An 11,591-nucleotide genomic window follows, 5' to 3' on the forward strand; every position below is an offset into this window, starting at 1 on the left:
CGCGCAGTGCGCGCGTGCGGCATCAGGTCATTTCAGCATCCGCGCGGTGTCTTCGCGCAGGTCGGCGACATCGAAGTCGGCACCGTACCGCAATGCGACGTTGCCGTTCGGATCGATGAGGTAGGCCGTGGGCCGCCCCTGCGTCGCGAGCCCCGGCAGGCGCGCGGAAAGATCGACGTTCTGCTGCATCGGCACGAAACGGCGGAACGGCACCGCGCCCGCGGGCACATCGCCGAACCACAACACATCGAGACGATCGGCGCGCCGGCCCTGCAGCTGCCAGACCTTGTCCAGGCCCTCGATCAGATCGACGCAGACCTGCGCGCAGCCGGGCGTGGCCACCACCGCGATCTGCCAGCGCCGATCGTACGGCGCCCACGCGTACGGCGTGCCGTCGGCGCGCACCAGTTGCAGATCGTCAAGCTGCACCATCGGCGAGAGCAACTCGCCGCGGTTGCGCGTGTCGGTGGGTTTCCAGCCGCTCAGGTGCAGCAGCGCGGCAGCGAAGAACGGCAGCGTGAACAGCGCGAACACGCCCACCAGCATGAGGCGCGAACGGCGGCGGCGGACGGGATCGATCGGCGTTGGGTGCGGTACGTTCATCGGCGTGTCCTGCGAAATCCGAGCACCAGCCACACCACGAACACGGTGACGGCCAGACCCCACCACTGCACCGCGTACCCGCGATGCCGCTCCGGTGGCAATGTGTTCTGCAGCACGTCCAGGTCGCGCTCGTAGCCGAGCGGAAGATCCGGATCGAGCCGAAGCACGCGCGGCGCCGGCGGGACGGCCAGGCCGGTGGCCGCGGCGATGGCGTGCATGTCGATGCGCGTCAGCAGCCAGCCGTCCGCCGCGGGCGCGATGCCGGTGCCCAGCGCGATGCCGGCCGACGGCGGCGGCGCCAGCAGACCGCGTGCCTCGATCCGACCCGCCGGCCGTTCGATGGTCGGCAACGCACGGTCGGCCGGCAGCGGCAGCCAGCCCAGGTCCACCAGCAGCGGCGTCGCGCTGCCGTCGACGAGCGCGAGCCGATACGCCCGCACGCCCGCGCGGCCGGCGCGCAGCTGGTTGTCGAGCAACAGCGGCCCGCGCGCGTCGAACTGCACGCTGCCGCTCGTCCACTGCAGTGCGCGCGTTTCCCGCGCGACGGCATCGGCCAGCGGAACCGCCTCGCGCGCGGCGAGCATCTCGGCCGTTTCCAGCAGCAGGTGCTGCTTCTGCGTGCCGCGCTGCCACTGCCACGCGCCGAGCGCAGCGAACAGCGCAATGCCCGCCAGCGCCGCAAGCGCAAAGCCGAGGCGTCCCGGCCGTTTCATCCGACCATGCCCGCGCGACGCACGGTGAAGCTGCGATAATCCTCGTCCCGCAATTCGCGGCGCATGCGCCGGCTGGCGCAAGGTCGATCCATGCTGCAGAAACTCATCATCGTCGCCTTCCTGGTCCTGATCCTCTACAACCTCGGAGCCGGGCTGTACTACATGATCACGGACAAGGGCCAGACCAACCGAACCGTGAACGCGCTGACCAAGCGCATCGCGCTGAGCGTGGTGCTGATCCTGCTGGTGGTGCTGGGCATCTGGACCGGGGTGATCCAGCCGCACGATCTCGGACGCTAGCCCACGGACGCACCGGGTCCGAGGGCCTGATTCGTGATTCGTGATTCGTGATTCGTGATTCGTGATTCGGCGAGAGCGTGGCAGCTTGTGCCCGTTCGAATCCCGAATCCCGAATCGCGAATCGCGGCTGTCAGAGCACGTAGACGAACAGGAACAGCCCGAGCCACACCACGTCGACGAAGTGCCAGTACCACGCCACCGCTTCGAATGCGAAGTGGTTGTCCTTGCTGAAGTGACCCTTGGCACAGCGGAACCAGATCACGGTCAGCATGATCGCGCCGAGCGTGACGTGCATGCCGTGGAAGCCGGTGAGCATGAAGAAGGTCGAGCCGTAGACGCCCGAACCCAGGGTCAGGTTCAGTTCGTGGTAGGCGTGGATGTATTCCTCGGCCTGGAAGAACAGGAACACCGCGCCGAGCAGGATGGTCGCGCCGAGCCAGATCAGCAGCTGGGTGCGGTTGGCCGCGCGCAGGGCATGGTGCGCGATGGTGATCGTCACGCCGGACGCCAGCAGCAGCAGCGTGTTGATCAGCGGCAGGCCCCACGCCGGGATCGTCTCGAAGTCGCCACCGACATTGGACGGGCCGTTGGTCGGCCACGCCGCGTCGAAGCCCTGCCACAGCAGGTTGTGCGTCATCATTCCGTCGCCCGCGCCGCCGAGCCACGGCACCGACAGCATGCGCGCGTAGAACAGCGCGCCGAAGAACGCCGCGAAGAACATGATCTCGGAGAAGATGAACCAGAGCATGCCCATGCGGAACGAGATGTCGACCTGGCGGTTGTAGAACCCCGCGATCGATTCGCCGATCACGCTGCGGAACCAGCCGAACAGCATGAACACCATGATCGCCAGGCCCGCATAGAACAGCGGCTGGCCCCAGCTGTGGTCGTTGAGCCAGTTGGCCACGCCCACCATCGTGGTGAACAGGCCCACCGAACCGACGATCGGCCAGATGCTGTGGTGCGGAACGTAGTAGACGTTGGCGTCGGGTGTGGTGTGGGCCATGGCGGATTCCCGGACTTCGATTCGATTCAGTGATGCGGCAGGTGCAGGGCGACGACGCGGACGATCACGGCGTCACGTGGGCAACGCCCTCGCTCGCGATGCGCGCGGTGGCCAGTTCGTTGTTGTAGAACGTGTAGGACAGCGTGAGCGTGGAGACTTCGGCCGGCAGATCGGGATCGACGACGAAACGCACCGGCATCGGACGTTCTTCGCCGGCCTCCAGGCGCTGCTCGGTGAAGCAGAAACATTCGGTCTTGTTGAAATAGTTCGACGCGGTGCTCGGCGCCACCGACGGCACGGCCTGCCCGACGATCGGCACCACGGACGTGTTGCGTGCGTAGTAGAGCGCGTCGGTCGGCTGCCCGGGATGCACCTTGACCTGCGACACCGCGGGACGGAATTCCCACGGCAGTCCGGAGTTGACGCCGGCATCGAATTCCACCGTGACCCAGCGCGAGGTATCGACGGCGAACCCGCCTGCCTTCGCCTCGCCCACCGGCCCGTCGCCGAGCTTGATGCCGAAGATCTGCTCGCAGGCGATGCGGTAGAGCGGCACCAGCGAAAAACAGAACACGAACGCGATGGCCGCGACCACGAGCGCGCGGCGCACGACCGAGCCGGTCTCCTTTGCCGCCGCGGTGTCGCGCTCGGTGTTCACGAGGCGAACACGCCCGAGGCGATGAACGCCACGTAGATCGCGACCGCCACGAGGCCGAGCACGATCGCGGTGTTGCGAACGCTGCGGCGGCGCGTGCGGGGATCGAAACGTGGCGGGGTCGGCTGCATGGCTGGTGTCTGCGGGACGGTTCGCGCGCGGCGCACGGGGCGCCGCGCTTCGCGATCAGTGCGTCACGTCGTCGTGGGCGAGGTCGCCCGGCCGGATGACGGGCGGCGTGCTGAAGGTGTGATGCGGCGCCGGCGACGGCACCGTCCACTCCAGGCCCTTGGCGCCTTCCCAGGCGCGCGCCGGGGCCGGCGCGCCGAACTTCAGCGAGTGCCACAGCACGTACATCATGATCAGCGGCGAGGCGAGCATGCCGAACGCGCCGATGGAGCTGATGAGGTTCCAGTCCGCGAACGCGACGTTGTAGTCCGGAATGCGGCGGGGCATGCCGGCCAGGCCCAGGAAGTGCTGCGGGAAGAACAGGATGTTGACGAAGATCGCGCTCCACCAGAAGTGGAACTTGCCCAGGCCCTCGGAATACATCTTGCCGGTCCACTTCGGCCACCAGTAGTAGGTGGCGGCGATGATCGAGAACACCGCGCCGGTCACCAGCACGTAGTGGAAATGCGCGACCACGAAGTAGGTGTCGTGGTACTGGAAATCCGCCGGCACGATCGCGAGCATCAGGCCCGAGAAGCCGCCGATGGTGAACAGGATCACGAACGCGATCGCCCACAGCATCGGCGTCTCGAACGTCAGCGAGCCCTGCCACATCGTCGAGACCCAGTTGAACACCTTCACGCCCGTTGGCACCGCGATCAGCATCGTCGCGTACATGAAGAACAGCTCGCCGCCGAGCGGCATGCCGACCGTGAACATGTGGTGCGCCCACACGATGAAGCTCAGGAACGCGATCGAGGCCACCGCATAGACCATCGCCTGGTAACCGAACAGCGGCTTGCGCGAGAACGTGGGCAGGATTTCGGAGACGATGCCGAACGCCGGGAGGATCATGATGTAGACCTCCGGGTGTCCGAAGAACCAGAAGATGTGCTGGAACATCACCGGATCGCCGCCGCCGGCTGCGCTGAAGAAGCTGGTGGCGAAGAACTTGTCGGTCAGCAGCATCGTCACCGCGCCCGCGAGCACCGGCATCACCGCGATCAGCAGGAAGGCGGTGATCAGCCAACTCCACACGAAGATCGGCATCTTGAGCAGATCCACCCCCGGCGCGCGCATGTTGAGGATGGTGGCGATGACGTTGATCGCGCCCATGATCGAGCTGATGCCCATCATGTGGATGGCGAAGATGGCGAACGCGACGTTGGAGCCGCCCTGCAGCGACAGCGGCGGGTAGAGCGTCCAGCCGCCGGCGGGCGAGCCGCCCGGCAGGAACAGCGTCAGCAGCAGCAGCGAGAACGCGAACGGCAGGATCCAGAACGACCAGTTGTTCATGCGCGGCAGCGCCATGTCCGGCGCGCCGATCTGCAGCGGGATCATCCAGTTGGCCAGGCCCACGAAGGCCGGCATCACGCCGCCGAAGATCATGACGAGCGCGTGCATCGTCGTCATCTGGTTGAAGAACTCCGGATGCACGAACTGCAGGCCCGGCACCGTGAGCTCGGCGCGGATCACGCCCGACATCGCGCCGCCGATGAGGAACATCACGAACGCGAAGATCAGGTACAGCGTTCCGATGTCCTTGTGGTTGGTGGACAGGAACCAGCGCTGGAAGAAGGTCTGCTTGTGCCCGTGGTCGTCGTGCGCATCGTGCGCGGCGCCGTGCGCGACATCGGGGGCGGTGTAGGTGGCCATCGTTGCGTACCTCTGCGGATTCTGTGGCGTGCGGCTGCGGCGGGTGCGCCGGATCAGCCGTTGCTGGAAGCGGGGACGACGGACGCTGCGGCCTGCGCGTCCGCGGCAGGTGCGGCGTCGACCGGCGTGGCCTCCGGGGTCGCGGGCTGCGCGGCCGGTGCTTCCGGTGCCGGCTGCTGCGCCGCGAGCCACTGCTCGAACTGGTCGCGCGGCAGCGCGTTCACCACGATCGGCATGAAGCCGTGGTCCTTGCCGCACAGCTCCGCGCACTGCCCGCGGTACGTGCCGGGCGTCTTGATGTTGGTCCAGGCCTCGTTGACGATGCCCGGGATCGCGTCCTGCTTCCAGCCCAGCGCCGGCACCCACCACGCGTGGATCACGTCGTCGGCGGTGATGACGAAGCGGATCTTGGTGTCCGTGGGCAGCACGAGCGGCTTGTCGACATCGAGCAGGTAGACGTTCTTGCCATCGGCGTTGACCACCGACTTCGGATCGATGCCCGAGTCCACGATGCGCGCCGCGTTGCTCTTGGCGTCCAGGCGGCTGACGAAGTTCACGTTGCCCGGCTGGCCGCGGTAGTTGAGGATCTCGTAGCGCCACATCCACTGGTAACCGGTGACCTTGACGGTCATCTCGGACTCGGTGGTGTCGTACATCTTGAACAGCGTTTTCGTCGCCGGCCACGCCATCGCGATGAGCAGCAGGATCGGAATGACGGTCCAGATGATCTCGGCCGTGGTGTTGTGGCTGAACTGCGCCGCCACGGCACCTTTCGACTTGCGGAACGCGAACATCGCGTAACCCATCGCGCCGAACACCAGCACGCCGATGACCACGCAGATGCCGAAGATGAGGTTGTGCAGCCAGTGCACTTCGACCGACGTCTCGGTGACGCCCGGGGCCATGTTGAGCTGCCACGGTTGCGGATCGGCGCCGAACGCCACGCTCGCGACGAGCAGTGCGGCAAGACCGAGTCCAATGCGTAGCGAACGAGCTGCGTGGGTCATTTTCTACCTCGGGGGCGCGCCCCCAGACAATCGGAATTTGGCATCCGGGTGCACGCCGCCACCTCGGCCCCCCGAGCGGACCGGCTGCACGTCCGCTGCGCAGCGGCCCTGCCGCGTCGGCCGTCGCGGTTGCGACAGGCAGGCGCGACGCCATCCGGACCATTCGGGAAAGCACGGAATGATAGTGGTTGGGGGGGCGCGCGGGCAAGACGAGCGCTGGTGCGATTGGTGCGACTGCAGCCCACACACAACGCCCGCGAGGCGCCGAGCCGAAGTTTTCCTTCTCCCCGTGGGAGAAGGGCGAGGCGGCTATCGCCGGCCGAACGCAGGGCGGATGAGGGACGGGCATCGAATGCAATCGCCGCATCGGTCGAAGCGACGTTCCCGGTAGCCGGGTTGATCATCGCCACGGGACGGCGTGGCGCCCGTCCCTCATCCGGCTGCCGCCACCTTCTCCCGGTGGGAGAAGGAACGCAGGCTGACGGGTCTCGGCCGATCCCGTCGCTTCCAATGCCCGCAAACGACGCGACCCCGCCGGAGCGGGGTCGCGTTTCAACCGTCAGACGGCGGAACTCAGCGCTTGGCCGAGGCCGTCTGGTACAGGTCGGCAGCGCGCTTCTGCAGCGCGGCGAGCTCCTCGTCCGACGCCGGCGCATCGCCCTGCTCGTTCACGACCACCTGGCCATCGGCGTTCCAGCCCACGAGCGTGGTCACGCCCGACTGCTTGCGCTCCACCACCCACGGCTTGCCACCCTGGTAGGCATAACGGAACTCGGCCGAGCCGGCGTCGCCGTAGTCGACCTGCTCGCGCGCCATGCGGATCTGGCCGCTGGTGTCGACGAAGGCGTCCCAGCCTACCGAGATCTCCTCCTCCAGTCGCTCGCCCTTGATCCGGCGCAGGGCGCCGATCTCGCCCTCGAGCTTGCGGAAATCGGCCTTCATCTTTTCGTTCGGCGGAACATCGGCGGCCGGCTGCCCGCCGCGCACCAGTTCCAGCGCGACGCCGCTGCTCGGCGCGCCCTGGGTCAGCACGGGGACCGGGGCCGGGGTGCCGTAGAGCACGAAGGTTTCGGCCTTCAGCGCGGCCTGCAGGGCGTAGACGCGGGTCTGGTCGACCTTGGCCGGGTCGTAGCCCAGCGCCACCTGGGCCGGCATCGCCGGCGCCGGCTGGGTCGACTCGGCCACCACCACGGGCAGCGCGGCCGGATCGGTCACGTCGACGAGCTTGAGCTCCAGCGCAATGCCGGGCGCCACCTTCGGCGCGTCCTTGATCGACACATTGGCGCTGATCGACGGACCGGACACGGCCACGGCCTGCGCCGGCACGGAGGCCGTCGCCGCTGCGGGCGCGGCGGAGTTCGGGGACGGCGGGGCTTCGCCACCGCACGCGCTCAGGGCGAACGCGGCAACCAGCGACAACGGCAAGGATTTACCCATGATCACGACTTCTTCTGTTGGTGGATGAAGGAACACCGCGCGACGCGGGCACGCAGACGGATGGCTGCGGCGCCCGGACACGGGGCCGGCAAGGATAAACCACGCGCGTAAAAAAGACGTTGCAGCACCCGAAGTGACGAATGGCGCACGGCATTCGTCGCGCATGTGTGGGTTCGCGGGCGAAACAGGCACGACCGTCGCCCGCAATCGACCGCTCGTCTGCCGGTGCGCGAAAGTGTTTGCATTCTTCTTAACGAAACTTTAATTTGTGCCGCCTCGCCGACCCTTCGGCGATGTCTCCACTCATTCCACAAGGCCGATCCATGTCCCGCTTCATCTTCGCCATCGCCAGCCCGCTCGACGCACCGGCCAGCCGCCGCGTCACGCGGACGACTGCACACGGCGCCATCACCACGGACTGATCTGCCCGCCACGCGGAGATCGGTCACCCGATCTCCGAGGCTGCACGAACGCCCTCGGACGCACATCCGGGGGCGTTTTTTTTGCGCGTTCGTCATGGAGCACAACACCACAATCGACGCGGGCGCACAGGCGACCGCGTGCAAGGAATCGGTGCCGCGACCCGGCATCGATGCATCGCATCAAGGAACGGCTCCCTGCGGCCCGGGTTTGTTGCCCGGCCGGTGCGCACGGCATTGCCGTCGCGTATGCCCGGAACCGGACACCGGTGCGGTGCAAGGCGGCGGTAGCTCAGCGGTGAGAGCACGGGCGTGTCCCGAGGTCGCCGGTTCGACTTCGGCCCGCCGCGTTTGGATAGCTCAGACGGGTAGAGCACAGAACGTTGATTCTGAAGTCGCGGGTTCGAATCCCGCTCCAAGACACATGACCTGTCACGTCATGACCACGGGACGCAAGTCCCTTCCACGGAAACGCCCCGCGCGGCGTTTCGTCATCCCGCCGCAGCGGCAACGCGGCGTGGTGTCGAGCGATGCAGCGGACCCATCGCCGGGTCTTCGCCTTCGCAGGGCGCGGGCCGGTCTGCAGCGTCCCGTGTGACCGCGCGGGCTGCGTTCCGGCCTCCGCCCCAACGCGCGCCTGGACTCCGCGACGTGCTTCGCCAGGGGCGCTTCCACCTATTCCGCGATGTGCGCCCGCGCATCGCAAACGCATCCAACGCCCCTCTCCCGTGGGAGAGGGGTTGGGGAGAGGGTCTGGGACGAACAAAACGCCGGCAATCGCCTCGTGCCAGCAAGTCGCTGCTATTGCTTCCTTGAAATGGCAATGGCAACTCACGCAACACGACCGCAGCAGTGCACGCCATTGCAACGCTTCGACCGAACCCTCTCCCACGGAGAGAGGGGCTCAACGACATCCCCGCACGCGCGAATCGATCCGGCGCATGCGGCTTCAGCGCAAACGGATCGAACCACCAGAGCCACAAGGAGAACCCACCATGTTCTGGACCAAGAGGGTCGTGATCGGCGACGGCGAGCGCGGCCTGGTGTATCGCAACAAGCAGTTCGAGGCCGTGCTCGGCCCGCGCGTGCACCGCATCGTCGACCCGTTCAACCGGGTCGTCGTGCTGACGCATTCGATCGCGAATCCCGAATACGCCGGCCGCGACATCGACACGCTGCGTGCCCGCCTCGGCGATGTGCGCTTCGACGAACTGTTCCTGCTCGTCGACCTGCGAGCCGACGAAGTCGGTCTGGTGCGTCAGCACGGCGTCATCGAGGACGTGCTCGCGCCGGGCACGCGCAAGATCTTCTGGCGCGGCGACGGCCGGTTGAGCGTCGAGCGCATGGTGCTGGACGAGGGCCTGCAACTGCGCGCGGACGTGATGCAGCGCCTGCGCCAGCTCGGCACGCTGTCGAAGGTGGCCGTGGCGGTGCACGTGCCGGCGGAGTCGACGGGCCTCGTGTTCATCGACGGCAAGCTGATGCGCTCGCTGGCGCCGGGCGCCTACGCCTTCTGGAACTTCCAGAAGAACGTGGTGGCCGAGGTCGTCGAGCAGCGCGTGCAGTCGATCGAGGTCTCGGGCCAGGAGTTGCTGACCCGCGACAAGGTCTCGCTGCGCGTGAACCTCGCCGCGTCGCTGCGCGTCGTCGATCCGGTGGCCGCGAAGACGCGCGTGGCGAAGTTCGTCGACCACGTCTACCGCGAACTGCAGTACGGCCTGCGCCGTGCCGTGGCCGCGAAGACGCTCGACGAACTGCTCGGCGACAAGGCCTCGCTCGACGCCGACATCTACGCCTACGTGCACGGCCGCGTCGGCGAGTTCGGCATCGACATGCTCGGTGTCGGCGTCAAGGACGTGATCCTGCCGGGCGAGATGAAGGAGATCCTCAACGGCGTGGTGCAGGCGGAGAAGTCGGCGCAGGCCAACGTCATCCGCCGTCGCGAGGAGGCGAACGCCACGCGTTCCCTGCTCAACACCGCGAAGCTGATCGAGGAGAGTCCGGTGCTGATGCGGCTGAAGGAACTGGAGGCGCTGGAAAAGGTCACCGAGAAGATCGACAAGCTCACCGTGTTCGGCGGCCTGGACGGCGTGCTGAAGCAGCTGGTGACGATGAAGTAGCACCCCGCGCGCGGCGGACGGAACCACCGCGCGCGGCCTCGATGGAAGCAAGGACATGGACACGAACAACTACGAGTTGCTGCATGCGGAAGGTTCGCGCACACCGATCAAGGGCTGGGTGCGGGGCGTGCCGCTGGAAGCCGAAGCCCACCAGCAATTGCGCAACATCGCGGACATCCCGTTCGTGGGCCCGTGGGTGGCGGTGATGCCGGACGTGCATCTAGGCAAGGGTGCGACCGTGGGCTCGGTGATCCCGACGCGCGGCGCGATCATCCCGGCCGCGGTCGGCGTCGACATCGGCTGCGGCATGGCGGCGGTGCGCACCACGCTGCGCGCGGACGACCTGCCGGACAGCCTCGCGCAGCTGCGTTCTAGCATCGAACGCGGCGTGCCGGTGGGCAATGGCCGCTTCGGCGAGCACCACAAGATTCCCGACAGCATCGAGACGCGTGTTGCGCAGTCCGGGCTGGTGCAGCGCCTCGATGCGATCAAGGCGAAGCATCGGAAGATCCGCACCGACAAGCTCGATCGCCAGATCGGCACGCTCGGCGGCGGCAACCACTTCATCGAGCTCTGCCTCGACGAGAGCGATGCCGTGTGGGTGATGCTGCACTCGGGCTCGCGCGGGACGGGCAACCTCATCGGCACGTATTTCATCGAACGTGCGCGCGAGGAACTCGGCCGGCGCGTGCTCGGTTTCCAACTGCCGGACAAGGACCTCGCGTTCTTCCTCGAGGGCGAGCCGCTGTTCGACGACTACGTCGAGGCGGTGTCGTGGGCGCAAGACTACGCGCGCCACAACCGCGAGGCGATGATGGCGCGCGTGCTGCACGACATGCGCCAGCGCTTGCCGAAGTTCCAGCTCACGCAGATGGCGGTGAACTGCCACCACAACTACGTCAACCGCGAAACGCATGGTGGCGAATCGCTGCTCGTCACGCGCAAGGGCGCGGTGAGTGCGCGTGAAGGCGAACTCGGCATGATTCCGGGCAGCATGGGCACGCGCAGCTACATCGTGCGTGGCCTCGGCAACGCGGACAGCTTCCACAGCTGCAGCCACGGTGCCGGACGCGTGATGAGCCGCACGCGGGCGCGGCAGGAGATCACGCTGGCGCAGCATCGCGAGGCCACCGCGCACTTGGAGTGCCGCAAGGATGCCTCGGTGGTCGACGAATCGCCGGCCGCGTACAAGCCGATCGAGGCGGTGATGGCGGCGCAGCAGGATCTGGTGGAGATCGTGCATACGCTGCGGCAAGTGGTGTGCATCAAGGGGTGATGCTTCGAACCGGGCGCCCAACACCGGCGCCCGTGTCCATCCTCGACACCGTCACATGAAACCTTCCTTCTCCCCGCGGGAGAAGGGTGAGGCGGCTACCGCCGGCCGAACGGCAGGGCGGATGAGGGACGGACGCCCCGGTCTGACCGAACATTCCCGAAGCAGAAAACCCGCTTCGAACAGACCCTCGGGCGCATGCCAGGCCCGTCCCTCATCCGCCTTCGGCACCTT

The 11,591-nt window shown here is 67.2% G+C and carries 11 protein-coding genes and 1 tRNA gene; 4 read left to right on the forward strand and 8 right to left on the reverse strand.

The features are described from left to right. Nucleotides 1-27: 27 nt before the first annotated feature. Both HNQ52_RS13295 and HNQ52_RS13300 read right to left on the reverse strand, forming a co-directional pair. On the reverse strand, nucleotides 28-603 hold the full coding sequence (locus tag HNQ52_RS13295; RefSeq protein ID WP_183961663.1) for a hypothetical protein: 576 nt from the start codon (nucleotides 601-603) through the stop codon (nucleotides 28-30). After that, entirely contained in the window at nucleotides 600-1,316 is a 717-nt protein-coding gene (locus HNQ52_RS13300) for an SURF1 family protein (RefSeq protein ID WP_183961664.1), read from the reverse strand. The genes HNQ52_RS13295 and HNQ52_RS13300 overlap by 4 nt, the downstream gene beginning before the upstream one ends. Nucleotides 1,317-1,406: 90 nt before the next feature. Between HNQ52_RS13300 and HNQ52_RS13305 the strand changes: the two genes are divergently transcribed. Then, the gene (locus HNQ52_RS13305) at nucleotides 1,407-1,616 is read left to right on the forward strand and encodes a twin transmembrane helix small protein (RefSeq protein WP_183961665.1); all 210 of its coding nucleotides are present in this window, start codon (nucleotides 1,407-1,409) and stop codon (nucleotides 1,614-1,616) included. Between the two features lie 130 nt (nucleotides 1,617-1,746). On the opposite strand, the gene HNQ52_RS13310 is transcribed toward HNQ52_RS13305, so the two are convergent. From HNQ52_RS13310 to HNQ52_RS13330, 6 genes are all read right to left on the reverse strand, one after another. Further along, nucleotides 1,747-2,622: a cytochrome c oxidase subunit 3 gene (locus tag HNQ52_RS13310; RefSeq protein ID WP_183961666.1), complete on the reverse strand. Its 876-nt coding sequence runs from the start codon at nucleotides 2,620-2,622 to the stop codon at nucleotides 1,747-1,749. Between the two features lie 64 nt (nucleotides 2,623-2,686). Next, complete coding sequence (locus HNQ52_RS13315; protein ID WP_183961667.1) at nucleotides 2,687-3,280, reverse strand: cytochrome c oxidase assembly protein; 594 nt, start codon at nucleotides 3,278-3,280, stop codon at nucleotides 2,687-2,689. Beyond that, nucleotides 3,277-3,408: a hypothetical protein gene (locus tag HNQ52_RS17480; RefSeq protein ID WP_281378038.1), complete on the reverse strand. Its 132-nt coding sequence runs from the start codon at nucleotides 3,406-3,408 to the stop codon at nucleotides 3,277-3,279. Before HNQ52_RS17480 ends, HNQ52_RS13315 begins: the two co-directional genes overlap by 4 nt. Nucleotides 3,409-3,463: 55 nt before the next feature. Next, entirely contained in the window at nucleotides 3,464-5,101 is a 1,638-nt protein-coding gene (gene ctaD, locus HNQ52_RS13320) for a cytochrome c oxidase subunit I (RefSeq protein ID WP_183961668.1), read from the reverse strand. Between the two features lie 53 nt (nucleotides 5,102-5,154). Further along, nucleotides 5,155-6,108 (reverse strand): cytochrome c oxidase subunit II, encoded by a 954-nt coding sequence (gene coxB / locus HNQ52_RS13325; protein WP_183961669.1) that lies wholly within the window; start codon nucleotides 6,106-6,108, stop codon nucleotides 5,155-5,157. A gap of 573 nt (nucleotides 6,109-6,681) precedes the next feature. Next, nucleotides 6,682-7,545 (reverse strand): YbaY family lipoprotein, encoded by an 864-nt coding sequence (locus HNQ52_RS13330; RefSeq protein ID WP_183961670.1) that lies wholly within the window; start codon nucleotides 7,543-7,545, stop codon nucleotides 6,682-6,684. Between the two features lie 700 nt (nucleotides 7,546-8,245). Between HNQ52_RS13330 and HNQ52_RS13335 the strand changes: the two genes are divergently transcribed. The 3 genes from HNQ52_RS13335 to HNQ52_RS13345 all read left to right on the forward strand — a co-directional run bounded on the left by HNQ52_RS13335 (nucleotide 8,246) and on the right by HNQ52_RS13345 (nucleotide 11,360). After that, nucleotides 8,246-8,314: transfer RNA gene (locus HNQ52_RS13335), tRNA-His, on the forward strand. 645 nt (nucleotides 8,315-8,959) lie between these two features. Next, nucleotides 8,960-10,084 carry a slipin family protein gene (locus HNQ52_RS13340; RefSeq protein ID WP_183961671.1) on the forward strand — a complete coding sequence of 375 codons (1,125 nt, stop codon included), beginning with the start codon at nucleotides 8,960-8,962 and terminating at the stop codon, nucleotides 10,082-10,084. 55 nt (nucleotides 10,085-10,139) lie between these two features. Then, nucleotides 10,140-11,360, forward strand: coding sequence for an RtcB family protein (locus tag HNQ52_RS13345; protein ID WP_183961672.1), 1,221 nt, complete (start codon nucleotides 10,140-10,142; stop codon nucleotides 11,358-11,360). Nucleotides 11,361-11,591: the final 231 nt, after the last annotated feature.

This window comes from Chiayiivirga flava, from assembly GCF_014202825.1.
GTDB classification, from domain to species: Bacteria; Pseudomonadota; Gammaproteobacteria; order Xanthomonadales; family Xanthomonadaceae; genus Chiayiivirga; species Chiayiivirga flava.

Bases quoted from the DNA above. Each gene is read 5' to 3' on its own strand.
- ctaD (WP_183961668.1), bottom strand. From the start codon at position 5,101: ATGGCCACCTACACCGCCCCCGATGTCGCGCACGGCGCCGCGCACGAT.
- HNQ52_RS13340 (WP_183961671.1), top strand. From the start codon at position 8,960: ATGTTCTGGACCAAGAGGGTCGTGATCGGCGACGGCGAGCGCGGCCTG.
- HNQ52_RS13300 (WP_183961664.1), bottom strand. From the start codon at position 1,316: ATGAAACGGCCGGGACGCCTCGGCTTTGCGCTTGCGGCGCTGGCGGGC.
- HNQ52_RS13295 (WP_183961663.1), bottom strand. From the start codon at position 603: ATGAACGTACCGCACCCAACGCCGATCGATCCCGTCCGCCGCCGCCGT.
- HNQ52_RS17480 (WP_281378038.1), bottom strand. From the start codon at position 3,408: ATGCAGCCGACCCCGCCACGTTTCGATCCCCGCACGCGCCGCCGCAGC.
- HNQ52_RS13330 (WP_183961670.1), bottom strand. From the start codon at position 7,545: ATGGGTAAATCCTTGCCGTTGTCGCTGGTTGCCGCGTTCGCCCTGAGC.
- HNQ52_RS13310 (WP_183961666.1), bottom strand. From the start codon at position 2,622: ATGGCCCACACCACACCCGACGCCAACGTCTACTACGTTCCGCACCAC.
- coxB (WP_183961669.1), bottom strand. From the start codon at position 6,108: ATGACCCACGCAGCTCGTTCGCTACGCATTGGACTCGGTCTTGCCGCA.
- HNQ52_RS13305 (WP_183961665.1), top strand. From the start codon at position 1,407: ATGCTGCAGAAACTCATCATCGTCGCCTTCCTGGTCCTGATCCTCTAC.
- HNQ52_RS13345 (WP_183961672.1), top strand. From the start codon at position 10,140: ATGGACACGAACAACTACGAGTTGCTGCATGCGGAAGGTTCGCGCACA.